The following is a 24198-nucleotide window of genomic DNA, read 5'->3' as shown; positions in this document are numbered from 1 at the left end:
TTTAACAATATTCGTCAATTAGAATTGTTATCTTAACAGGAATTAAAAAAATAAGTTTTAACCGGCAATCAAAACCCTTTCTCAAATTGGAATCTATATTAAGCGTAGAAAATGTAGGCAAAATTTACCAGAGCGCTGGTAAATCGCTCACCGTTTTAAAAGAAATAAATTTTTCGATAGTAAAAGGCTCAACCGCTGCAATTACCGGCCCATCAGGAAGTGGAAAAACAACGCTATTGGGCCTTTGCGCAGGTTTAGATAGAACAAGTAGCGGCAGCGTTGCACTCAATGGAATTGCATTAGAAAATTTATCAGAAGATAAGCGGGCAGCACTCAGGAACCAATATGTGGGGTTTATTTTTCAGAATTTTCAGCTGTTGCCAACGCTAACGGCTTTAGAAAATGTAATGGTTCCGATGGAGTTACGCGGTACAAAAAATCCAAAATATAAAGCATTAGATTTATTAGACAAGGTTGGTTTGGCAGATCGAGGCCATCATTATCCCGTACAATTATCGGGTGGAGAGCAACAGAGAATTTCTCTAGCTAGGGCGTTTTCCAATCAGCCAGCCATTCTTTTTGCAGACGAGCCAACAGGAAACTTAGACGATGAAACAAGCGAAAAAATAAACCAATTGTTGTTCGATTTGAATACCGATGCCGGAACAACCCTAATTATCGTAACCCACGACTTGGAGCTTGCGGCAAAAACCCAACGCATTATAAAAATTAAAGGTGGCGCAATAATCGCCGATGATATGGTGGCCCATGCGTAACGAAAAAATCAAGACTTCAAATACAAGTATTGCCTGGTTGTTTAAAATGGCTTGGCGCGATAGCAGAAAAAACCGTTCGCGGCTTTTGCTCTTTATTTCGTCTATTGTGTTAGGAATTGCTGCATTAGTGGCTGTATATTCTTTTAAAGATAATTTACAAAAAGACATAGACAACCAAGCAAAAGAACTCACCGGGGCAGATTTAACTTTAGAAAGCAGACAAGGCATCAGCAAGGCCATGCGCAAAACCTTGGATAGCCTTGGCGATGAGCGGTCTGAAGAGCGAACTTTTCCGTCTATGATTTACTTTGAGAAAAGTGGCGGCAGTAGATTGGTACAAATGAAAGCTTTAAAAGGTACTTATCCGTATTATGGCAACATAGAAACCGTGCCGGCAACAGCCACTACCTCTTTTAGAAACAAGCAAGATGTTTTAGTAGATCAAACCTTAATGCTAGAATTTAAGGCAAACGTAGGCGATTCGGTAAAAATTGGCGATTTAAACTTTAAAATTGCTGGCATTATGGAAAGTGCTCCCGGCCAAACGGGTATCGGCTCTTCTATTGCGCCAATTGTGTACATGCCTTTAGCTTATTTAGATTCTACCAACCTCATTAAAACAGGTAGCCGCATTAGCTATAAGTTTTTTTACAAATATAACGATCCAAATGGCGCAGAAACCGAGCTGAAAAAACTTGAGCCAAAATTACAAAAGGAAGATTTTAGCTCAGAAACTGTAGCATCTAAAAAAGAAAGCACAGGTAGATCTTTTGAAAATTTAAGCAGATTTTTAGCGCTTTCGGGCTTTATTGCCTTATTGCTCGGCTGTATCGGGGTTGGGAGCTCGGTTTACGTATACATTCAAGAAAAACTCAGTGCAGTGGCTATTTTACGGTGTTTGGGCCTGAAAGCAAGAGATGCCTTTTTCATTTACCTTATCCAGATTGGCTTTTACGGACTAATTGCTTCTATACTCGGTGCAATGCTGGGATCAGCGATCCAATTTTTATTACCGTTGGTTTTAAAAGACTTTCTGCCCATCGAGATAACAGTTAGTATTTCGTGGACTGCCGTTGCGCAAGGCATATTGCTTGGCTTTATCATTTCCATTTTATTTGCACTCCCTGCCCTACTTTCTGTACGTAAAATTTCTCCGCTTAACGCGATAAGGTCTTCTTTCGAGAGTTCGACCGCGGGCAAAAAAAGAGACTGGCTCATCTACCTCGTTTACGTACTGATGATGGGTTTTGTTTTTCTGTTTACCTACCTGCAAATGCAGAGTTGGATACAAACTGCAGCTTTTACAATTTCTATCGCAATAGCTTTTATACTGCTCTACCTCCTCTCTAAATTATTAATGTTTTTGGTTAAAAAACTATTGCCACGGCGCGTGGCTTATGTTTGGCGACAAGGTTTTGCAAATCTTTATCGCCCAAATAACCAAACGTTAATGCTTACCGTAGCCATTGGATTATCTACCGCTTTTATTTGTACGCTTTATTTTGTGCAAGCCATGCTTATAGAAAAAGTTAAGATTAGCGGTGGCAGCAGCCAGCCAAACATGGTGTTATTCGATATTCAAACGAAACAGCTTCCAGGCGTAAAAAAACTTACCGCTTCTTACAACCTGCCTGTTATCAGCGAAGTTCCCGTAATTACCATGCGCATTGAGCAAATAAACGGTAAAACAGCCAAAACAGATAGCACAAATAAACGTGCTTACAGAAACGAAATTAGGTCAACTTATCAAGAAAAACTTACCTCCGCAGAAAAAATTATCGAAGGAAAATGGGTCGGAAAAGTCGACTCAAATCAAACTGTTGTAATATCGCTAGAAGAACGTTATGCCAAAAGCATCCATGTAAAATTAAACGACAGCGTGCTGTTTAATGTGCAAGGCGTAATGATTCCTACCGTGATTGGAAGTTTACGAGAAGTGAACTGGGCAAGGTTTCAAACCAATTTCAGGGTGGTGTTTCCTGCTGGTGTATTAGAAGACGCACCAAAGTTCAACGTCATAACTACCAGAGTGCCTTCTCCAGCTGTATCGGCAAAGTTTCAGGGAAAGATGGTTAAAAATTTTCCAAATGTTTCTGTTATCGACCTTAATCTTGCTCTTAAATTACTAGATGAATTGTTTGATAAAATTTCGTTCGTCATCCGTTTTATGGCTGGATTTAGTATGGCTACTGGCTGGATTGTGTTGGTTTCTGCCGTGTTAACAAGTAAAAGTCAGCGGATTAAAGAGAGCATTTTATTGCGAACTCTTGGTGCAAGCAGAAAACAAATAACCAGTATCAATGCCATAGAATATTTATTTTTAGGCTTGTTTGCCGCTGCCGCGGGATTAATCCTTTCTTTTGCGGGAAGCTGGGCACTGGCAAAATTCATTTTTAGTAGCGAATTTATTCCGCCACTTTGGGCAACGCTCGTGCTGTTCTCTTCTGTGCTTGGCATGGTTATTTTAACAGGCGTTTTAGGAAGCAGAAACATCCTAAATCAGCCGCCACTTAAAATTTTAAGACAAGAAACAAATTAAATTTTCTCCTGTCGTGCCTGGTTTTAAAATTTTTTTGGGCGCTTTTACACGTGTTCCATTGTATCTTTTAATTCGCGAAAAGCTCATTAAAAGGATGCCATTCCACCCGTTAGCGCTAGCGAGTGTACAATGAGCACAATTTCCCAAAATTCAAGTGGTGTCACCATTATGAAAAATACGGGATTTTTAAAATTTACTTTTGTAATTTAAAACCTCTAACCTTTATTTCTTAATTTAGCGGCGCTTATGCTACAGAAACTTTCCATTCGTAATTATGCATTGATCGACTCGCTCGATATCGTTTTTGAGCGCGGCTTAAACATTATTACAGGCGAAACTGGGGCAGGAAAATCCATTATTTTGGGCGCGCTTTCGCTGATATTAGGACAACGTGCAGAAAGCAAATACTTTTTCAACCAAGAAAAAAAATGCATTATAGAAGGCACTTTTGCACTACAAGATGATGCGCTGAAAACGCTTTTCGAAGAAAATGATCTCGACTTTTACCCAGAAAACTTGGTAAGGCGAGAAATTTCTATTGACGGAAAATCAAGGGCGTTTATAAACGATACGCCAGTTAACCTGAGCATTTTAAAACAAATTGGCGAAAAACTGATTGACATCCACTCGCAACAAGCTACGCAAGAATTAAACGACCCAGCTTTTCAGTTGCTTATGGTCGATGCATTGGCCAATCATAAACAACTATTGGCCGATTACAGAAGTGGCTATAAAAAACTTCGTCAGCTTACCTCAAGGTTAAACAAGCTCATCAGTGAGGCAAACGAAGCAAAATCGAAACAAGATTATGAACAATTTCAGTTTGATGAGTTGGCCCAAGCAAACTTAAAGATAGGCGAACAAAAAGAATTGGAGCAGATTTTGGAAAAGCTAAGCCATGTAGAAGCCATAAAGAAAGGGTTATTTGCTGCATCAGAAATGTTAGATGGAACAGATCAATCTACATTGAACCTGTTAAAAGAAAGCGCATCGCAACTGCAAAACATAGAAAAATTCGACCCAAACATTGCTTCTTTAGCAGAACGCTTACGCTCTGCAACAATAGAAATAAAAGACGTTGTTGATGAAATTAACAACATCGGCGATAACACGGCTTATCATCCTGATCAATTAGAAATTACCACCCAAAGGCTCGACGTTTTTTATAGCCTACAGCAAAAACATAGGGTAATAAACAACGAAGCCCTTTTAGAAATCCAAGCACAACTGCAACAAAATTTAGATCAATTACTCTCGTTTGATGAAGATGTAGAATCTCATAGAAAGGAAATCGATCAATTAAAAAACCAATTATCCGCTCAAGCGAATCAATTGAGCAGCAATAGAAAAGCCGCCGTAAAAATAGTAGAAGCACAAACAGCATCTACTTTAAAGCAAGTTGGAATGCAAAATGCGGCCTTAAAAATAGAATTGAATGCGTTGAATGAATTCGGAAAAGACGGCCTAGACAACATAAACCTTTTATTTAGCGCCAATGCTGGTCAACCTTTGGCACCGGTAAACAAAGTGGCTTCGGGCGGCGAACTGTCGCGATTGATGCTTGCCATAAAGGCGCTCTTGGCGCAGCATACTTCTTTACCAACCATCATTTTTGATGAAATAGATACCGGAATTTCTGGAGAAACCGCTTTAAAAGTTGGCGAAGTAATTGCTCAGTTGGGAGAAAACATGCAGGTAATTTCTATAACACACTTACCTCAAATTGCTGCAAAAGGCCATTCTCATTTCTTTGTGCACAAAACCGAAGAAAAAGATAAAACCACCACCAGCATCAGAAAGCTTAGTGAAAGCGATCGTGTAAACGTTATCGCAGAAATGCTAAGTGGAAAAAACCCGGGGGCATCTGCTTTGCAGAACGCAAAGGAGCTTTTGGGGTAAGCTTTTCCATCACAGAATTTGATCATTCTGATTTACACTAAAGTTTTAAAATTGGTATTTTTATTCGGCTGTTACTATACCACTTTATCTTTAAAGGAATTTTTGCATCTGCCATCGTTTCGTCACTTACGTCTTTACCCGTACCATAATTTACCTGCCAATTAGGACTTTTATTTACGCCAAGCAGAGCTACGATACGACTGCCTTTTTCTAATTTTTTACTAATAATAAAATTCCTATCCATCACAACTGTCTCAATTTTATCGGGCGTTAACAAATGTTTTTTAGTTCTATCTTTCGCTAAGCTTGCCCGTTGTATAGATTCGTTCAGCGCAAAATATTTTCCATCCGCAGTCTGTTCATAAAGATCTAAAATCAAATCTATATCCTTTTTATTAATACTCAAATTAATGGTTGCACTTAAAGCTCCACTGATAGCAAAAGAACCATCAACCGGTTCGCTAACAAAAACTAATTTCTCTTTTTCTGGCAATAACTCTGTATTAATTAGTTGGGTAAATGCTATTATGTCGTCTTGGCGAAACCTTAAATCACTCCTTTCTCTCATGTCGACCGTTTGATCAATAAAGCTTACTTTGACTGGTTTTGCTTTAACTAATGGATAAGTTTTTTCAACAATTTTATTTCCAAGATAAAAAACAAGAGAGTCATTATGCATCTGATCTAAGGTTGAAACGTGCCACCAATTATTAGTTCCCATTACCTCGAAATTTACCCTGTCTTTTAAAATGTCTGGTCGCTTGCCATCCTTTAGAATATAGTCGAACCATTTAAAAACAATATCAATGATAGAAATATTAGCAACCGAATCAATGTGGTAGCCTCCCAATATTTTTGCAGGCTTATACTGGGAGCCTCCATGGTCGAACGGGCCAATAATTAGATAATCATTGGGATTTTTATTCCATTGATGATATTGCTTGTAATAATACATCGCACCCAATTGATCATCATCGTAATAACCTGTGGTCGTCAAAATTGGTATATTTATCTTTGCAAATTCTTCCCTTTGTGGAATCATGTTTTGAAAAAAACTATCGTAAGTAGGATGGTTTAGCATTCTCTGATAAATCTTATTTGGTCTACCTTCCAGCCTATCTAGTGATCGAAAACTGCTGCCATTTTGATACCACTTCCCTGCGAGATCATTCCATTTTTTATCATCTAAAAATCCGCTTAAATCAATTAACTTATTATCCATAACGAAATGAAGATATCGCAGTAAATAGATTGGAAAAATTCCATTCAACACAGGAAAATCAATTCCGGGTGCTACCGCTGCCTGCGGAACAATTGTTTTTAAGGCAGGATGTAAATATTTTGTTGCGCTCCATTGTGCAAAGCCTAAATAACTACCGCCATACATCCCAATTTTACCGTTGCACCAAGATTGTTTGCTTATCCAATCGATAATAGTGTAGGCGTCTTTCGCATCGCGTTCAAAAGGCTCTAAATCATCTAAACTTAATCTTTTACCGCGGGTATTAGCAACAACGCCAATAAATCCATTTTTTACAGCCAATTTGCAGGCGGAAGCGTCATTTCCCGCATAAATATTGTATTGTAATACTACCGGTTGCGGCGTTGTGACTTTTCGGTCTCGGTAAAATGTCAATGAGATCGTTCCTCCATCTGGCATTTTCAGCAAAACGCTATCATTACTGATATATTTCTCAGTTTCAATATGCAATAATATTTGACTTCCAAGCGACTGAGTTTTACCATACACTTCTAATGCAACGTAGTTACGACAAAGCAATATTGCGTTCGCGAGACTTAGGCTATCACTTTTACTTAAACTCTCTCGCAGAGCTTTTAAGTCACTAGCTATTGTTAAAACATTGTCGCTAAAATAATCTCCGACATGAGATTTCGCTTCATCGCCCAATGCGTTATAAAGTTTTCTAAATGTTGGTTTGTAATTTGCAAACGATTCACTTTTGCCCACATCATTTAGCTTATTGGCGAGATATACCTGAAAAGCAAAACCAATGGCCTTTGTACTCACCGTATCTCCCCACTGCTTTCCTAAAATACTAATAAGTGAGTCCAGAGCGTTTTTTGCAAGTTTATAATCTCCCGAAGCAATCTGAAGTCGAAAGATATTGTCAAAATAGGAAAGTTTATTTTCTTCGTTATACTTTGCGATAACTTGCCTCGCCAAACCAGATATCTCCTCGTTAAAAAGAAGACTGTCTTTATAATTTTTAGCAGGAAAATAAAGATTTTGTGCAAATGTTGTTTGCAGAAGCAAAGCGGTGGCGAAAGTCAACAGGATCTTTTTCATAGCCAGGCTAGATATAATTAAGAATTAATGGACAATTTTTGCGGTGAACAGAGTCCATCCTACCTTTCTTCAATCTTCCCTGATGGAATCTGTCTATTCTGATAACACTATAATTATTAATCTAAATTAAGTAAAAATTAACGTCTTTAATAATTAAAATTTAACATCGATTTTTGATGAAAGAGATTAAGAGTCTTATAAAAAAAGACTGCATTAAGTTAAGAATAAGTCTTTACAAAAAACCATCTGAATCTTAGTAAGCCGCACATCAAATTTCTACTTACTTACGCTAATTCATCAATTTATAATACACTAAAAATCTTTTAATTTACTAATATTTTTAGTAATTTTGTTTGATGGACGAATCGGCAGAAAATGGATATTTTAAAGGGCGTGGTGCGCAAATTAATCCGCATAATAAGTTTGTAAACAATGTTTACCTGAAGGAACATGCAGAAGGTATAGACGAATGGGAAGAAGCGGATAAAAAAACATCATTCATTTTCGAGAAATCTAAAACCATTGTAAACAAAGTTGCAAGTCCAGATGTGGGCATGGCATATTCTCTAAACCCCTACCAAGGTTGCGAGCATGGCTGCACGTATTGCTACGCTCGCAATGCACATCAATATTGGGGTTACAGTGCAGGTTTAGATTTTGAACGGAAAATTGTAGTAAAAACAGAAGCACCACAGCTGTTTAAAAAGTTTTTGGAAAAGAAAGATTGGGATGCGGCTACCATTTCGCTCTCTGGAAATACAGATTGTTACCAGCCCGCAGAGCGGAAATTTAAAATTACGCGCCAGCTATTAGAAATTGCCTTGGCTTACAGACAACCTATCGGGATGATCACCAAAAACGCACTCATTTTGCGCGATATAGACATCCTTACAGAAATGGCGAAATTAAATTTGTGCATGGTTTATGTGTCGATAAACAGCCTAAATGAACAACTCAGACAAAAGATGGAACCTCGAACCACCACCGCTAAACAACGGTTAAAAGTTGTAGAGGAATTGACGAAAGCCGGAATTCCGGTTGGTGTGATGGTAGCGCCGTTGGTGCCTGGTTTAAGCGACCATGAAATTCCTGCCGTGTTAAAAGCTGTAGCAAATGCAGGTGCGCGAAGGGCTCGCTACACCATTGTTAGATTAAATGGCGCTGTTGGCGAATTATTTGAAGACTGGTTAAGAAAAAACTTTCCCGACCGATTTGACAAGGTTTGGAATGCAATTAAAAGCTGCCACGGCGGCAACGTAAACGACAGCCGTTTTGGTGAAAGAATGAAAGGCGATGGAAATATTGCAAAAATCATCAGCGAAAGTTTTAAACTACATTGTAGGTTGAATAACCTTAATTTGGAGGAGATTAAGTTGGATCATACCCTTTTTAAAATCCCGCGGGCTCAAATGAGTTTGTTTTAAAATAACAATGTTTGCATTAGAAACTTTAATTTGGTTAACTGATCATTGGACATATGATAATATAGATGTAGCTTTAATCAAATACAAAAAATAGAAGTATGAAACAGTGGAATATTTTAAAGACAGAAGAAGACTATAATATTGCTGTGGAAAGGCTCGATGTTATTTTTGATGTAGAGCCAAACGATGATTTTTTTGCCGAAGCAGAATTATTAGGACTTTTAATTAATGAGTATGAAGATGTTCATTTTCTCATAGCTCTTCCCGAACCTATATAAGCGATTAAAGTAAAAATGACCGAATTGGGCTTAAAAAACAGAGACTTGGAGCAATATATTGGGTCTAAAAGCTATGTTTCCTCAATATTAAGTGGCAGAAGGGAGATCACCTTACGTATTGCTGCTGATCTGCACCAGAAACTAGGAATCCCCTCTGCCGTGTTTTTGAAAATTAGCATGTAACTCTAATTTACAACACGCTGTCTTTGGCTAATAAAACCGACGAATAATGCTTATAATTTTTTAAAAGAAAAGTGCAATAATCCTATTTAGATTTCTGCCCTTTACTTTTATTAATCTATTATTTCGTAACAAGGTTTAGAACATTCCTTTCAACTTGTCCATCATATCTCCGCTCTGTTGTTTGTTTTCGTCATTTCCCCCACCATTAAACATCCCCATTACACTACCTAAATCAATACCTCCACTAGTACCTCCGGTTAAGCTTCCAAGAATATCTTTTATGTTAAAAGAACTATCTGATGGATCTGCAGTTTTTTTGCTAAGCTTGGCCATAATCATTGGTATTACAGAAGCAGCCAAGCTTTTAGCTGTAACCATGTTAATGCCCATTCCAGCAAGTTTATCGGTAAAACTTCCTGCTGCCTGTTGCGCAACCGCAGAGCCATCTGCGTTTCCTCCATTAAAGAGGTTCGCAATTTCAGATACGTTACCCGAGGACATTTTATCTTTTAAAGTATCAAAAATAGAACTCGATGCAGCATGAATTACCTCATCATTTTTCTCGTTAGGGATTTCGTTGTTGTTTACAACACTGTCTTGCACGTTATCGCGCACCAACCGAATTAAATTTTCTAACATTTTTCTTTATTTATTGTTGTTTTAAAGTTGCTAACTTAGAAGCCAAAAGCACGTATTTTGCGAGCTTCTTTTGGCAAGTTAAAATGTTTAAGCCGTAAAAAAAATTGTTTTATCTACAAAAAATTAAAAACCCAATATATGTTACCTAAAATAAATTTCACCCAAACCGAAGCTTACAAGCAATTAAAAGAACATTTTGTAGACATTGAAAAAAAGGATGTTAAAGACCTATTTACCACTGATGCAGAACGATTTAACAAACTCTCTACCACTTTCGAAGACATCCTACTGGATTATAGCAAAAACAGAATAGACGATAAAACGCTCTCTTTACTTATGCAGTTGGCAAAGGAATGTAAGTTAGAGGAAGCCATAAAAGCAATGTTTAATGGCGAAAAAATAAACGAGACCGAAGACCGAGCTGTACTTCATGTAGCTTTGCGAAACACGAGCAATACCCCTATTTATTCTGAAGGCAAAGATGTAATGCCCGAAGTGAACGCCGTGTTAGCTAAAATGGAAAAGTTTAGTAATAAAATAATAAGCGGCGAGTGGAAAGGCTTTACCGGAAAATCTATCACAGATGTAGTGAATATTGGTATTGGAGGATCTGATTTAGGCCCCGTAATGGTCACAGAAGCTTTAAAGCATTACAAAAATCATTTAAATATGCATTTTGTATCTAACGTAGATAGCACAGATCTGGTTGAGAAACTTAAACCTCTAAATGCCGATACTACGTTGTTTCTTATTGCCTCGAAAACCTTTACCACCCAAGAAACAATGACCAATGCCCACTCTGCACGAAAATGGTTGTTGGATAACGGCGGCAAGCAAGAGGATGTAGAAAAGCATTTTGTTGCCCTTTCTACAAACGACAAAGCGGTTAAAGATTTTGGCATCAATACAGACAATATGTTCGAGTTTTGGGACTGGGTTGGTGGAAGATATTCGCTTTGGAGCGCCATTGGACTTTCTATTTCCTTGAGTCTAGGTTTCGATAATTTTAAGAAATTGTTAGAAGGTGCACACGCAACCGATAACCACTTTAAGTCTGCAAAATTCGAAGAAAACATTCCTGTTATTTTGGCGATGATTGGTATTTGGTACATCAACTTTTTTAACGCAGAAACAGAAGTAATTTTACCTTACGACCAATACATGCATCGCTTTGCAGCTTATTTTCAACAGGGAGATATGGAAAGCAACGGAAAACATGTAGATAGAAATGGTAGAAAAGTAGATTATGAAACTGGGCCAGTAATTTGGGGCGAACCCGGCACCAACGGTCAGCATGCCTTTTATCAACTTATCCATCAAGGAACAAGGATTATTCCGGCAGATTTTATTGCACCAGCACAATGTTTAAACCCGTTGGGCGAACATCACGAAATTTTGCTTTCAAATTATTTTGCCCAAACAGAGGCGCTTATGAATGGGAAAAGTGAAACAGAGGTTTCTGATGAATTGAAAAAAGATGGCAAGACCGACAAAGAAATCGAAAAACTGGCACCATTTAAGGTTTTTGAGGGAAATAGACCAACCAATTCTTTCTTGCTTAAAAAAATTACACCCCACAGTTTAGGAAGCTTAATTGCCATGTACGAGCATAAAATATTTACACAAGGAATTGTGTGGAATATTTTTAGCTTCGACCAATGGGGCGTAGAACTTGGCAAGCAATTGGCAAAAAAAATACTGCCTGAATTGGAAGACAAGGAAAACGTTACAAGTCATGATGGGTCTACAAACGGTCTGATTAATAAGTATAAAGATTGGAGGTAAAAAACCAACATACGTAGTTTATGAGGTGTTTCAAAAAATTTGAAGCACCTTTTTTTTTTAAAAAAATTTAAGAGATTTAAGCTTCGGGAGCCAACTCAAATAGCCGAAGATAGGTGTCTGTTTCTTACAGATGCCCGCGTTCCTAGACCCGAGTGAAGCGGCAGCCCGCGAAGCATGAGCGGCTACAGCGGAAAGCGGGAAAAACGCGGTTTCTTGCACAACTTCGCTCTACAGAAAAACCAAGGTATTAACGAAAATTACATTTTCAAAAAATCATGCAATATTTTAACTTAATTAAATGGTTAGCTTAATTAGAAATTTAGGTTTCTAAATAAATTATCTATTTTACGCATAAATCTAAGAAACAGCTAACATCACGCCGAAAAAATCTTATAAAAAATGAAAAAAAGAATACTCTTAGCATTATTCGTTGCAGGCTTTTGCCTAAATGTTTCTGCACAGAAAGTGCAGTTTACCGAATACAACCTTGCAAATGGTTTGCATGTTGTATTACATCAAGACAAAACTGCGCCTGTAGTTGCGGTATCTGTAATGTACCACGTCGGGTCTAAAGATGAAGACGAGAACAGAACAGGATTTGCCCATTTTTTTGAGCACCTGTTGTTCGAAGGTACAAAAAACATAAAACGTGGCGAGTTTATGAAGCTTGTATCGGCCAACGGCGGACAGAATAATGCAAATACCACGCAAGACAGAACATTTTATTACGAACTTTTCCCTTCTAATCAATTGGCGCTTGGCTTATGGTTGGAAAGCGAGCGTATGATGCATCCGGTTATAAACGAAATTGGTGTAAAAACCCAAAATGAAGTTGTTAAAGAAGAGAAACGCCTTAGAATAGACAATGCTCCGTACGGCAAGTTTGCTGAAAAGATTTTTGCGGATCTTTTTAAAAACTATCCATACAGTTGGCAAACCATTGGCTCTATGGCCAATTTAGATTCTGCAAAGTTGGGCGAGTTTAAGGCCTTTTTTAAAAAGTATTACATCCCAAATAACGCGGTGCTAACTATTGCAGGCGATATAGATTTGGCAAAAACCAAAAAGTTGGTTGCCGATTATTTTGACTCTGTGCCCAAAGGCGCAGATATTGGGCGCAAAGAATATGATTTAAAGCCAATTACCAAAGAAATAATCGATACTGCTTATGATGCAAATATTCAAATCCCTGCAATTTTTGCCGCATATCGCGTTCCGGGTATGAGAAGTAGAGATACGAAGGTGTTGGGCATGATAAGCGACCTCTTATCGGGAGGTGGCAGTTCTAGACTTAAAACCAAAATGGTAGATGAGAAAAAAACAACCCTGCAGGTAGCAGCTTTCAACTATACGCTAGAAAACTATGGTGCTTACATTACATTAGCGCTACCAAACAACAATACGCCGTTAAATGATTTGCTTAAAGATATAGATGTTGAGGTAAAAAGACTTCAAACAGATCTTATTAGCGAGGAAGATTATAGAAAGTTAGAAAACCAGTTTGAAAACAGCTATGTAAGTAAAAACAGCACTATGTTGGGCGTTGCAGAGAACTTGGCAGATGGCTACACCTTTCACGAAAAAAACACCAACGACGTAAACCAAGAGCTAGAGGTGGTAAAATCCGTCACTCGCGAAGAAATTAGAGATGTAGCTAAAAAGTACTTAAACCCGAACCAACGCGTGGTGCTTTATTATTTGCCAAAAAAATAACCGATTACGCTTTTAAAAATCGATAACATGAAAAAATTAGTAATGATAGCCCTTGCGGCGTTTTGTGCACAAACGCTTTCGGCCCAAAATATAGACAGGACACATAAGCCCGCCCCAGGCCCTGCGCCAGTAATTACCATTGGCGATCCAACCATTTATAAATTACCTAACGGGATAACAGTTCTTGTAGTGGAGAACCATAAACTACCAAAAGTTACCGCAACTTATAGCATAGATGCAGGGCCAATTACAGAAGGAGACAGGGCCGGAGTAACCAGTTTAATGGGCGGCATGCTAAATGAGGGAACAACCAGCAAAACCAAAATACAGTTTGATGAAGCGGTAGACAAGCTTGGTGCAAACGTAAGCTTAAATGCTGGCGGAGGTTTCGCCTCTGCCTTAACTAGGTATTTCCCAACAGCTTTTATGCTTATGGCCGATGGGTTGCGTAATCCGATCTTTCCACAAGCATCGTTCGATAAGTTAAAATCGCAAACCTTAACTGGATTAAAATCTAGCGAACGAAGTGCGGCAGCCATTTCTGCTCGCGTAGTTAATGCACTTTCTTATGGCATAAACAGCCCTTATGGTGAATTCGAGTCAGAAAAAACCATCAATAATATAACCTTGGCAGATGTAAAAGATGAATACAAAAAATACATTACGCCTTCTAGGGGCTACTTAACGTTTGTTGGCGATATAAAACCTGCAGCTGCAAAGGCGCTTGCCGAAAAAGCATTTGGCAATTGGAAAGGAACAATGCTAACACTTCCAGCTTTAAAACCTGTCGCAAATCCTACAAAAACCGAAGTAGACGTGGTAGATGTGAGCAACGCCGTGCAATCTGAAATAACTGTTACAAACCTCATCAACCTGCCATTAAGCAATCCAGATTATTTTGGGTTGTTATTGGCCAATAATATTTTGGGCGGTGGTGCCGAAGGAAGGTTGTTTAAAAATTTACGAGAGAAACACGGTTTTACTTATGGCGCATACTCTAGCACAGGTGCAGGCAGATTTCAAACTAAATTTTCTGCAACCGCAGCTGTTAGAAACGAAAAGGTAGACAGTGCAGTAGTAGAGTTTTTGAAAGAGATAAATACCATACGTACAGCCAAAGTTTCTGCTGAGGAACTGCAAAACGCCAAAAACCTGTACAACGGATCTTTTGCTTTGGGATTGGAAAACCCGGCGCGTACCGCAGCTTTTGCAAGCAACATCTTGATAAATAACTTGCCAAAGGATTTCTACAGAACCTACCTGCAAAAGGTTAATGCGGTAACGGCAGACGATGTTCTGAGAGTAGCCAAAAAATATTTTAACCACGACAACACTAGAGTTGTTGTTGTTGGCAAAGCCGAAACATTTGTCGAAAAACTTAAAAAAGATGGGTTTAGGGTAAATATGTTCGATAACTATGCAAATCCGGTTACTCAATCTACGGCATCTGACGCACCAAAATTAACGCCGCAGCAAATTATTGGCAATTACATTAAAGCTTTGGGTGGAGAAGCAGCGATTAAGAAAATTACTTCTGTAGAGCAAAAAGGTGAAATGGCAATTCAAGGCCAAAAATTAGCCGTTGAAATGAAAAACATGGCACCAAACCTTAGTTTGGTAGAGGTTACCATGGGTGGCCAAACTGCAATGAAAGAATCGTTTAACGGAAATACCGGCTACACTTTACAAATGGGTCAAAAGAGCGAAATGACCGGTGAAGACCTAACATCTAAAAAAGATGAGAAAGGCATCATAAACCAACTTTACTACGCAACAGACGGAACTAAATTAGATGCAGACGGAATTGCAAAAGTTGGCGATGCGGACACATATAAAGTAAATGTTACATCGCCATCTGGATTGAAAAAAACTGAGTATTACGATGTAAAAACTGGTTTGCTTTTGAAAGAAAAAAAGACTTCTAAAAAAGGAACGGTAGAAATATCACAATCGACTGAATATAAAAACTACAAAAAAGTTGACGATATTTTATTTCCTTACACTATGATGCAATCTGTTCAAACTCCGCAAGGTGCACAAGAGTTTACCATCACCATTTCTGATATTAAAGTTAATACGCCATTAAAAGCAGCAGATTTTAATTAGATTTAAACTATTTAGAGCCTGTTTAAATTTTGATAAAAAAGATTGCTATAGGCAGCTCGGTGGAATCGGCCTAGCAACTGTCTGGAGGAAAAAACGCCTAAAGCTGCTTGCAGAGACCTATCGTGTTACTGGTGCGAAGAGGATTCGCAGCCGCGCGCAGGGAAAAGCTAGGGGAAAGGCCTCGAATAATCGATATTAAGCAGCTTGGCGAATTTTTACCCAAAGAAGTGCCAGCCTTGAGTTTATTCATTAGCATCTATTGTTTTATTTGCATTCATGAGCTCGCAGAAATACTCGGTTTTGCTACTTTTTTGTCAAGAAAAAAGCAGAACTCCCGTCCGGATAGAACAGCGTTGGGTAAAGTAGGGGCGTTTTGGGTAAGGTTTAAGCCTGACTAGAGAAATAAAATTGTAAAATTTAAACAGGCTCTTAGATTGGCTAAAACCGCTGCATTAAATGCAGCGGTTTTTTTATGGAATTTTTCGTAACTTGGTTAGCAATAAACCGCCTGTTTAGGGAAATTGATAAACCTTAGCATCGTTAGTATGTTGTTAACTAGAATCCATTAATTAATTTCACTAATAACCAGTGCAATAGTCTGTAATATAGATTTTTAGCTTCAATTATTTTGCTTTCAGCCTTTACATAAATAAAAAATTAGAACATGAAAACTTTCAAACTTTGTATTATGGTGTGTTTAGTGGGGATAGTTTCTCAAGCGTATAGCCAAACAGATAAAGCAACTACCAAAAAAATAGTTGAGAACAAAAACTACACATTTGTGGCGAATTCTGCAAGCCCGTTGGCGAGCGCAGATGTTGCCAAAGTTTTAAGCAGCATACCCGGTAACTCAGGCGGCAGCGTTATTAACCTTACTGGGTCTGGGTACACAGTTAGGGTAACAGCCGATAGTGTGGTAGCTCATTTGCCCTACTATGGCCGTTCTTATCAAGCGCCTGTAAACCCATCAGAAGGTGGAATAAATTTCAACTCCAAAAAATTTACCTATAGCAAAACCCAAGGAAGAAAAGGCAGCTACGACATTAAAATAGACACAAAAGATAACAAGGGAGAAAACTACCGTTTAGTGTTAAGCATTTCTCAAAGCGGTTATGCCACTTTGGTTGCAAATAGCATTTACAAGCAGCCCATCACTTACCAAGGTTTTCTACAGGAGCCGAAAGAAAAGTAAGTTGAAGGTTGAGGGTTAAAAGTTGAGAGTTAAAGGTCATAATTCGAAATATGGAAATATAACCCACAGCTTGCAACATACAATAGCATGAAAGTTAAAATTTTAGTCGTCACATCCAGACATCTAACCTAAAACTGGCAACACATAACAAGTCTCCCAGCTAGCAAAGAATTTTTATTAAAAGTTAGTATTGACAATTCAACTTTCTTTCGTTAACTTTGTTATGCAAGCATAATAAAACAAATGAAATATCAGCAAACCCTCGATTACCACATAAAATTTGCGTGGCAAAACATTTTTAATCGATATAACCAGCTTGCTGCCAATTTTGGGATTACCCAAGCCATAGGCTACATGCTCATAAACATCGACGAGGAAGAGGGTACGGCCGTTTCAAATTTGGCGTCTTTATTAGGCATTAAAGCAACTAGTTTATCTCGCATGTTAAAAAACATGGAAGAAAGCGGCCTAATTTATCGCGAGGTTTCTAATGCTGATAAAAGATCTGTCAGTGTAAAGCTAACTCCTTTAGGAAAGGAGAAGAAACAATTGGCAAAAGGCGTGGTACGCAGATTTAATGAATACCTCGATGAGCACTTTACAAAAAAAGAGAAGCAACAATTTATCAGTTTGCTTATAAAATTAAACGAACTCACCGTTGAATACAAAGAAATTGAAAATTTAAAAAGGGCCTGATAGCATAGCCCATCTCGTAAAATCCCCATCCATGGAAAGACATATTAAGAAAGTTGCTGTTTTAGGTTCTGGGATTATGGGCTCCAGAATTGCCTGTCATTTTGCAAATATTGGCGTAGCGGTGTTGTTATTAGACATTGCGCCAAAAGAACTTAGCAGCGACGAGCAAGCAAAAGGTTTAACCCTAGAAAGTTCTGTTGTAAAAAATCGCATCGTCAATTTGGCTTTGCAAGCGGCTGCTAAAAGCAACCCCTCTCCTCTTTACTCTAAAAAAGCGCTAAATAACATTACAACCGGCAATTTTCAGGATGATATGCCACAAATTGCAAATTGCGATTGGGTAATAGAAGTGGTTGTAGAAAATCTAGAGATTAAGAAAAAAGTTTTTGATCAAGTGGAACAGTTTAGGACACCCGGCACACTCATCACTTCTAACACGTCTGGCATTCCAATCCATTTAATGGCCGAGGGAAGATCTGAAGATTTTAAGAAACACTTTTGTGGCAGCCATTTCTTTAATCCGCCGCGCTACCTTAAATTATTGGAAATTATCCCAACGAAAGACACTTCTACAGAAGTTGTGGCCTTTTTGATGCAGTATGGCGATAAATTTTTGGGTAAAACCACCGTATTGTGTAAAGACACGCCCGCATTTATTGCCAACCGAGTTGGCGTTTACTCTATTATGGCGTTGTTGCATTTGGTAGAAAAATTAGATTTAACGGTAGAAGAAATAGATAAATTTACTGGCCCGGCCATGGGGCGACCAAAATCTGCAACCTTTAGAACTTCCGATGTGGTGGGTTTAGATACCATGATTAAAGTTGCAAAAGGATTGTATGATAATTTTCCAGACGATAAAGCGCATAATCTTTTTGAGCTGCCAAGTTTTGTTAAAAAATTAGAAGAAAATAAATGGCTCGGCGACAAAACAAAACAAGGTTTTTATAAAAAAACAAAATCGGCCGAAGGCAAAACAGAAATACTTGCCCTAGATTTAAAAACCTGGGAATATAAGCCACTGCAAAAAATCAAATCGGCTACTTTAGAAATGACAAAGACGATTGAAAATCTGCGCGAGCGGATGAAGGTTTTTGTAAAGGGTAAAGATAAAGCTGGCGAATTATTTAGGTATTCATCCTTTGGTCTGTTTGAATATGTATCAGATAGAATTCCAGAAATTTCTGATGAGCTATACAGAATAGACGATGCCATGCGGGCGGGTTTTGGCTGGGAATTAGGCCCATTTGAAATGTGGGATGCCGTTGGCGTTAAAGAAGCCATAGACGGAATGAAAGAATATGGCAATAAACCAGCGCCTTGGGTACAGGAAATGCTAGATGCCGGCCACACTTCTTTTTATAAAGTAGAAAGTGGAGTAAAAAAATACTATGACATTCCATCTAAAAGTTATAAAGAAGTTCCGGGCACAGAAGCGTTTATTATTTTAAATAACCTAAGAGAAAGCAAAACGCTTTGGAAGAACTCTGGTGTTTCTATCATAGACCTTGGTGATGGAATTTTGAATGTAGAGTTTCATACCAAAATGAATACCATTGGTGGCGACGTAATTACCGGAATAAATAAAGCCATAGATATGGCTGAGAAAGATTATCGCGGAGTGGTTATTGGCAACGATGGCGCAAATTTTTCGGCGGGAGCAAATGTGGGGATGATTTTTATGATGGCTGTCGAGCAAGAATGGGATGAGTTGAATATGGCAGTTCGAGCGTTTCAAAATACCTCTATGCGAATCAGATATTCGTCGATTCCGGTTGTAGTTGCGCCATTCAATTTAACCCTAGGCGGCGGCTGCGAATTTAGTCTTCACGCAGATCATGTTCAGCTCTCTGCAGAAACTTACATGGGTTTGGTAGAATTTGGCGTGGGTGTTATCCCGGGCGGCGGTGGAACAAAAGAATTCGCTTTGCGTGCCTCTGACGAATATAGAGATGACCAAATTGTTCAAAATACGTTTAAAGACCGTTTTCTTACCATTGGAACAGCAAAGGTTTCTACTTCGGGTTATGAAGCTTACGAGTTGGGTTATTTGCAAAAAGGTAAGTTTAGCATTTCAATGAATAGAAATCGCCTTTTGGCAGATGCAAAAGCGAAAGCTATAGAATTGGCCGATGTGGGCTATACAAAACCAGTGCAACGGAAAGACATTAAAGTTTTAGGCAAGCAAGGCCTCGGAATCGTTTATGCAGGAGCAAACAGCATGTATTCGGGCCATTATATTTCTGAACACGATAAGAAAATTTCAGAAAAATTAGGTTATGTAATGTGCGGCGGCGATTTATCATCACCAACAGAAGTAACAGAACAATACCTATTAGATTTAGAAAGAGAAGCATTTTTATCGCTTTGTGGAGAAAGGAAAACTTTAGAGAGAATACAAAGTATTGTTACTAAGGGGAAACCGTTGAGGAACTGAGTAGATGAGTATTTAGATGTTAGTAATTAGTATTTAGAAATGCATAAGTTTAAAGAATTGAAAATTTGGCAGAAATCCATTGAGCTTGTTACCGAGATTTATAAAGTCACGTCAACTTTTCCGGATAAAGAAAAATTTGGATTGGTTAGTCAAATAAATCGAGCATCGGTTTCTATACCCTCTAACATTGCAGAAGGTGCCGGACGAAATTCGACGAAAGAATTTTTATATTTTCTTTCTATTGCTCACGCATCGTCTTACGAAACAGAAACGCAATTAATTATATCCAAAAACTTAAATTACTTAAAAATAAATGAGTTAGATGTATTGACAGAGAAATTAAATGAATGGCAAAAAATGAGCTACGCGTTCCAATCAAAACTTAAATCCTCTTTCCAATAGTGCTCTCGCTTTCTAAATACTATCCTCTAATTACTTAATACTATTTGCAGACCCGCTGTCTAAATACTAACATCTAACTACTAAATACTAATACATGGAAGCATACATAATAGCCGCGTACAGAACCGCAGTTGGCAAAGCCCCTCGAGGCGTTTTTCGTTTTACACGTGCCGATGATTTGGCTGCAGAAGTAATCGAAGCACTGGTAAAATCTGTACCCAATTTAGATAAAGAACAGATAGACGATGTGATTGTGGGTAACGCTACCCCCGAGGCAGAACAAGGTTTAAATATTGGTCGGATGATTTCGCTTATGGGATTAAATACCGACAAAGTGCCTGGCGTTACCATAAACAGGTATTGTTCTTCTGGCTTGGAAACCATCGCAACCGCTGTTGCCAAAATAAAAGCAGGTATGGCCGATTGTATTATTGCAGGCGGTGTGGAAGTGATGAGTGGCATGCCTTTCGGCGGATGGAAACTAGTGCCGAACCCAGAGGTTGCTAAAAACAACCCCGATTGGTATATCGGTATGGGGATTACTGCCGAAAATGTGGCACGAGACTATAAGGTTAGTAGAGAAGACCAAGACGCTTTTGCGTTTAACTCGCACCAAAAAGCACTTCATGCGATTGAAAATGGGCATTTAAAAGATGGCGTTTTACCTATTACGGTTGATGAAACTTATTTGGATGCCAACATGAAAAAAAAGACACGCTCTTATGTAGTTGATACGGACGAAGGACCCAGAGGCGATACAACTTTAGAAAAATTAGCAAAATTACGTCCCGTTTTTGATGTCATGGGAACGGTAACCGCAGGAAATTCTTCGCAAACATCAGACGGTGCGGCATTTGTGTTGGTGGTGTCTGAAAAGAAAATGAAAGAGCTAAAGGCAGAACCTATTGCCAGATTGGTAAGTTATAGCGTTGCTGGCGTTTCGCCAAGAATTATGGGCATTGGCCCAATAGAAGCCATTCCGAAAGCATTAAAACAAGCTGGCTTAAAACAAGACGACATGGATTTGATTGAGCTGAATGAAGCTTTCGCGTCTCAATCTTTAGCCGTAATAAGAACATTAAATTTAAATCAAGAAATAATAAACGTAAATGGTGGCGCCATTGCATTAGGGCATCCTTTGGGCTGCACCGGCGCAAAGTTAACCGTACAAATTTTAAACGAATTGAAGGGTCAGAAGAAAAAATATGGCATGGTAACTATGTGCGTGGGTACTGGGCAAGGGGCGGCGGGGATTTTTGAGTTGTTGTAAGAGAGTATCGAGATGTGAGTATCAAGTATCATGATGTGAGTTCAAGTATCATGATGTGAGTATCAAGTGTCAAGGTTTGAGTATCAAGAATAGCGAGTGTTTTAGTGATTTTTTTTAAAAAAAATCCAGCCCGAAAATATTTTTATTCATAATTTAAAACTGAACGCATGCACAATTTTAAGGAGTTAAAAGTTTGGCAAAAATCAATTGATTTAGCAGTAGAAGTCTATAAAGCAACGGCATTGTTGCCCGCTGATGAAAGATTTGGTTTGATATCTCAAATGAAAAGATGCTCAGTTTCTATTTCTTCAAATATAGCTGAGGGCTCAGGAAGAGGAAGTGGCCCTCAATTTAAACACTTTTTAAACATAAGTCAAGGCTCTGCTTTTGAATTAGAGACTCAACTCATCATTTCAAATCGATTAAGTTTGTTGAATGACGAATTTGCATCAAGACTTATTGATAGAGTTACAGAAATACAGAAGATGATATATTCTTTAGGGCAAAAAATTAATGTAGAGAGTGGCAAGATGTGAGAACAAGTATCAAGATATGAGAAGCAAGATATGAGTATAGAGTATCAAGATGTGAGAAGCGAGATTGTGTGGCGACATCTAAGTTCTAAACCCGGTCTTGATACTCGCTACTTGATACTCTTTCACTAAATACTATATAAAATAAACAACCGGCGATATTGCAGTTTTGAGTCCAGCCTTGATACTTGATACTCGCTACTAAATACTCCAAAAAAAATGAAAAACCAAATAAAAGGCGGCGAATTTCTAATTAAAGAAACCAAATACCAGGATGTATTTATTCCTGAAGAGTTCGACGAAGAACAAAAAATGATTGCCCAAACGGTAAACGACTTTCTGGTAGCAGAAGTAAACAACAAGTTGGACGAAATTGACTCTCAAAAAGACCCGGAGTTAATGCCAAGCTTGCTTACAAAAGCTGGAGAATTGGGTATTTTGGGTGTTTCTGTACCCGAGGAATATGGCGGTTTCGGTAAAAATTTTAACACCTCTATGTTGGTTACCGAAGTGGCGGGCAAAGGCCATTCTTTTGCCGTAGCGCTTTCTGCACATACTGGCATCGGCACGCTCCCTATTTTATATTATGGCACAGCCGAACAAAAACAGAAATACGTTCCAAAGCTTGCTTCGGGCGAGTGGAAAGCAGCTTACTGTTTAACCGAGCCAAACTCTGGCTCTGATGCGAATGCGGCAAAAACAAAGGCTATACGGAGTGAAGACGGAAAACATTACTTAATAAACGGCCAGAAAATGTGGATCACAAACGCGGGCTTCGCTGATGTTTTTATTGTATTTGCAAAAATAGACGACGATAAAAACCTAAGTGCTTTTATCGTTGAGAAAGAATTTGGAGGCATTACGATGAATGCCGAAGAACATAAAATGGGAATAAAAGGGAGTTCTACTCGGCAGGTATTTTTTAACGATTGCCCTGTGCCTGTAGAAAACCTGCTTAGCGAGAGACAAAACGGATTTAAAATAGCAGTAAACATTTTGAATATCGGTCGGATAAAATTATCGGCAGCAGCTATCGGTGCGTCTAAAGCTACGCTCGATAAAGCCATTAATTACGCAAACGAACGCATTCAATTCGAAAGACCCATCTCTAAATATGGTGCGATAAGATTTAAGTTGGCTCAAATGGCAGCCAAAATTTATGCGGTAGATTCTGCAAATTATCGCGCCGGCCAAAGTATAGATGATACGTATGACGAGTTGCTAGCAGGCGGAATGGATTCGGCGAAAGCCAGGCTAAAATCTGTGGAAGCTTTTGCTGTGGAGTGCGCCATTTTAAAAGTTTGGGGATCTGAAGCCTTAGATTATGTGGTTGATGAAGGCGTGCAAATCTACGGAGGAATGGGCTTCTCTGCAGATGCACCTATGGACCGAGCTTATCGTGATGCACGGATAAATAGAATTTTTGAGGGAACCAATGAGATAAATAGATTGCTTACCGTAGACATGATGCTAAAGCGCGCCATGAAAGGGGAACTGGATTTAATGACTCCGGCCACAGCCGTTGCAGCAGAATTGATGAGTATTCCCGATTTCGGCGAAGAAGATACCGCTCTATTTGCAGCAGAGAAAAAGATAATTGCCAATTTAAAAAAGGCAACGCTAATGGTTGCTGGGGCAGCGGTACAAAAATTAATGATGACGTTAAGCAAAGAACAAGAAATTTTAATGAACATTGCAGACATGGCAGGTTATGTATATGTAGCCGAATCGGCTTTGCTAAGAACAGAAAAACTAAGTGCCACACGCGGGGAAGAAGCCACAAAAAATCAGTTGAATTTATTAAAAATATATTTAGTTGAGGCTGTAGACGCCGTTGCAAAAGCAGGAAAAGAAGCGCTTTGGGCATTTGCCGATGGAGACGAACTGCGTATGATGTTGATTGGACTGAAACGATTTACCAAAATGGAACCTTTTAATGTTAAGGCAACTCGTCAAGAAGTAGCAATTAAAATGATAGAGGACGGTAAATATCCGTTTTAAAGTTTGATTGCTTACCT

General features: G+C 38.6%; 18 protein-coding genes. 16 read left to right on the top strand and 2 right to left on the bottom strand.

Going from position 1 to position 24198, the window contains the following annotated elements; all coding sequences use genetic code 11:
* Nucleotides 1-86 precede the first annotated feature (86 nt).
* From ABIB40_RS06350 to recN, 3 genes are all read left to right on the top strand, one after another.
* The gene (locus ABIB40_RS06350; RefSeq protein ID WP_354357148.1) at nucleotides 87-776 is read left to right on the top strand and encodes an ABC transporter ATP-binding protein; all 690 of its coding nucleotides are present in this window, start codon (nucleotides 87-89) and stop codon (nucleotides 774-776) included.
* Nucleotides 769-3315: an ABC transporter permease gene (locus ABIB40_RS06345; RefSeq protein ID WP_354357146.1), complete on the top strand. Its 2547-nt coding sequence runs from the start codon at nucleotides 769-771 to the stop codon at nucleotides 3313-3315. The genes ABIB40_RS06350 and ABIB40_RS06345 overlap by 8 nt, the downstream gene beginning before the upstream one ends.
* A 246-nt stretch (nucleotides 3316-3561) precedes the next feature.
* Nucleotides 3562-5214 carry a DNA repair protein RecN gene (gene recN / locus ABIB40_RS06340; RefSeq protein ID WP_354357144.1) on the top strand — a complete coding sequence of 551 codons (1653 nt, stop codon included), beginning with the start codon at nucleotides 3562-3564 and terminating at the stop codon, nucleotides 5212-5214.
* 37 nt (nucleotides 5215-5251) lie between these two features.
* Here recN and ABIB40_RS06335 read toward each other — a convergent pair whose 3' ends face one another.
* On the bottom strand, nucleotides 5252-7522 hold the full coding sequence (locus ABIB40_RS06335) for a CocE/NonD family hydrolase (RefSeq protein WP_354357142.1): 2271 nt from the start codon (nucleotides 7520-7522) through the stop codon (nucleotides 5252-5254).
* A gap of 356 nt (nucleotides 7523-7878) precedes the next feature.
* Here ABIB40_RS06335 and ABIB40_RS06330 point away from each other — a divergent pair, with 356 nt between their 5' ends.
* From ABIB40_RS06330 to ABIB40_RS06320, 3 genes are all read left to right on the top strand, one after another.
* Nucleotides 7879-8946, top strand: a complete 1068-nt coding sequence (locus ABIB40_RS06330) for a PA0069 family radical SAM protein (RefSeq protein WP_354357140.1) — start codon at nucleotides 7879-7881, stop codon at nucleotides 8944-8946.
* Nucleotides 8947-9044: 98 nt separating this feature from the next.
* A complete protein-coding gene (locus ABIB40_RS06325) occupies nucleotides 9045-9224 on the top strand; it encodes a hypothetical protein (RefSeq protein ID WP_354357138.1) in 180 nt (59 codons plus the stop codon).
* A gap of 15 nt (nucleotides 9225-9239) precedes the next feature.
* Nucleotides 9240-9407: a helix-turn-helix domain-containing protein gene (locus ABIB40_RS06320; protein ID WP_354357136.1), complete on the top strand. Its 168-nt coding sequence runs from the start codon at nucleotides 9240-9242 to the stop codon at nucleotides 9405-9407.
* Between the two features lie 135 nt (nucleotides 9408-9542).
* Here the strand turns inward: ABIB40_RS06320 and ABIB40_RS06315 are convergent, their stop codons facing one another.
* Nucleotides 9543-10046 carry a hypothetical protein gene (locus tag ABIB40_RS06315; protein ID WP_354357134.1) on the bottom strand — a complete coding sequence of 168 codons (504 nt, stop codon included), beginning with the start codon at nucleotides 10044-10046 and terminating at the stop codon, nucleotides 9543-9545.
* Between the two features lie 138 nt (nucleotides 10047-10184).
* Between ABIB40_RS06315 and pgi the strand changes: the two genes are divergently transcribed.
* The 10 genes from pgi to ABIB40_RS06265 all read left to right on the top strand — a co-directional run bounded on the left by pgi (nucleotide 10185) and on the right by ABIB40_RS06265 (nucleotide 24181).
* Complete coding sequence (pgi, locus tag ABIB40_RS06310) at nucleotides 10185-11831, top strand: glucose-6-phosphate isomerase (RefSeq protein WP_354357132.1); 1647 nt, start codon at nucleotides 10185-10187, stop codon at nucleotides 11829-11831.
* A gap of 399 nt (nucleotides 11832-12230) precedes the next feature.
* The gene (locus ABIB40_RS06305; protein WP_354357130.1) at nucleotides 12231-13544 is read left to right on the top strand and encodes a M16 family metallopeptidase; all 1314 of its coding nucleotides are present in this window, start codon (nucleotides 12231-12233) and stop codon (nucleotides 13542-13544) included.
* 27 nt (nucleotides 13545-13571) lie between these two features.
* Entirely contained in the window at nucleotides 13572-15650 is a 2079-nt protein-coding gene (locus ABIB40_RS06300; protein WP_354357128.1) for an insulinase family protein, read from the top strand.
* 664 nt (nucleotides 15651-16314) lie between these two features.
* The gene (locus ABIB40_RS06295) at nucleotides 16315-16842 is read left to right on the top strand and encodes a DUF4251 domain-containing protein (RefSeq protein ID WP_354357126.1); all 528 of its coding nucleotides are present in this window, start codon (nucleotides 16315-16317) and stop codon (nucleotides 16840-16842) included.
* 243 nt (nucleotides 16843-17085) lie between these two features.
* Nucleotides 17086-17538, top strand: a complete 453-nt coding sequence (locus tag ABIB40_RS06290; protein WP_354357124.1) for a MarR family winged helix-turn-helix transcriptional regulator — start codon at nucleotides 17086-17088, stop codon at nucleotides 17536-17538.
* Between the two features lie 31 nt (nucleotides 17539-17569).
* Nucleotides 17570-19975, top strand: coding sequence for a 3-hydroxyacyl-CoA dehydrogenase/enoyl-CoA hydratase family protein (locus tag ABIB40_RS06285; protein ID WP_354357122.1), 2406 nt, complete (start codon nucleotides 17570-17572; stop codon nucleotides 19973-19975).
* A gap of 39 nt (nucleotides 19976-20014) precedes the next feature.
* Nucleotides 20015-20377: a four helix bundle protein gene (locus ABIB40_RS06280; RefSeq protein WP_354357120.1), complete on the top strand. Its 363-nt coding sequence runs from the start codon at nucleotides 20015-20017 to the stop codon at nucleotides 20375-20377.
* Nucleotides 20378-20471: 94 nt separating this feature from the next.
* The gene (locus ABIB40_RS06275) at nucleotides 20472-21647 is read left to right on the top strand and encodes an acetyl-CoA C-acyltransferase (protein WP_354357118.1); all 1176 of its coding nucleotides are present in this window, start codon (nucleotides 20472-20474) and stop codon (nucleotides 21645-21647) included.
* Nucleotides 21648-21814: 167 nt separating this feature from the next.
* Nucleotides 21815-22183, top strand: coding sequence for a four helix bundle protein (locus ABIB40_RS06270; RefSeq protein WP_354357116.1), 369 nt, complete (start codon nucleotides 21815-21817; stop codon nucleotides 22181-22183).
* A 216-nt stretch (nucleotides 22184-22399) separates the two neighbouring features.
* Entirely contained in the window at nucleotides 22400-24181 is a 1782-nt protein-coding gene (locus ABIB40_RS06265) for an acyl-CoA dehydrogenase FadE (protein ID WP_354357114.1), read from the top strand.
* Nucleotides 24182-24198: the final 17 nt, after the last annotated feature.

Origin of the sequence: Pedobacter sp. UYP30 (assembly GCF_040547165.1) — a bacterium.
In the GTDB taxonomy this organism is placed as follows: domain Bacteria; phylum Bacteroidota; class Bacteroidia; order Sphingobacteriales; family Sphingobacteriaceae; genus Pedobacter.
This window is presented reverse-complemented; position numbering and strand designations above follow the sequence as displayed.

What these genes read in the sequence shown, in the direction of transcription:
- ABIB40_RS06335 (WP_354357142.1), bottom strand. Translation starts at nt 7,522, where the DNA reads ATGAAAAAGATCCTGTTGACTTTCGCCACCGCTTTGCTTCTGCAAACA.
- ABIB40_RS06320 (WP_354357136.1), top strand. Translation starts at nt 9,240, where the DNA reads ATGACCGAATTGGGCTTAAAAAACAGAGACTTGGAGCAATATATTGGG.
- recN (WP_354357144.1), top strand. Translation starts at nt 3,562, where the DNA reads ATGCTACAGAAACTTTCCATTCGTAATTATGCATTGATCGACTCGCTC.
- pgi (WP_354357132.1), top strand. Translation starts at nt 10,185, where the DNA reads ATGTTACCTAAAATAAATTTCACCCAAACCGAAGCTTACAAGCAATTA.
- ABIB40_RS06315 (WP_354357134.1), bottom strand. Translation starts at nt 10,046, where the DNA reads ATGTTAGAAAATTTAATTCGGTTGGTGCGCGATAACGTGCAAGACAGT.
- ABIB40_RS06280 (WP_354357120.1), top strand. Translation starts at nt 20,015, where the DNA reads ATGCATAAGTTTAAAGAATTGAAAATTTGGCAGAAATCCATTGAGCTT.
- ABIB40_RS06275 (WP_354357118.1), top strand. Translation starts at nt 20,472, where the DNA reads ATGGAAGCATACATAATAGCCGCGTACAGAACCGCAGTTGGCAAAGCC.
- ABIB40_RS06330 (WP_354357140.1), top strand. Translation starts at nt 7,879, where the DNA reads ATGGACGAATCGGCAGAAAATGGATATTTTAAAGGGCGTGGTGCGCAA.
- ABIB40_RS06290 (WP_354357124.1), top strand. Translation starts at nt 17,086, where the DNA reads ATGAAATATCAGCAAACCCTCGATTACCACATAAAATTTGCGTGGCAA.
- ABIB40_RS06295 (WP_354357126.1), top strand. Translation starts at nt 16,315, where the DNA reads ATGAAAACTTTCAAACTTTGTATTATGGTGTGTTTAGTGGGGATAGTT.
- ABIB40_RS06285 (WP_354357122.1), top strand. Translation starts at nt 17,570, where the DNA reads ATGGAAAGACATATTAAGAAAGTTGCTGTTTTAGGTTCTGGGATTATG.
- ABIB40_RS06325 (WP_354357138.1), top strand. Translation starts at nt 9,045, where the DNA reads ATGAAACAGTGGAATATTTTAAAGACAGAAGAAGACTATAATATTGCT.
- ABIB40_RS06345 (WP_354357146.1), top strand. Translation starts at nt 769, where the DNA reads ATGCGTAACGAAAAAATCAAGACTTCAAATACAAGTATTGCCTGGTTG.
- ABIB40_RS06270 (WP_354357116.1), top strand. Translation starts at nt 21,815, where the DNA reads ATGCACAATTTTAAGGAGTTAAAAGTTTGGCAAAAATCAATTGATTTA.
- ABIB40_RS06305 (WP_354357130.1), top strand. Translation starts at nt 12,231, where the DNA reads ATGAAAAAAAGAATACTCTTAGCATTATTCGTTGCAGGCTTTTGCCTA.
- ABIB40_RS06300 (WP_354357128.1), top strand. Translation starts at nt 13,572, where the DNA reads ATGAAAAAATTAGTAATGATAGCCCTTGCGGCGTTTTGTGCACAAACG.
- ABIB40_RS06265 (WP_354357114.1), top strand. Translation starts at nt 22,400, where the DNA reads ATGAAAAACCAAATAAAAGGCGGCGAATTTCTAATTAAAGAAACCAAA.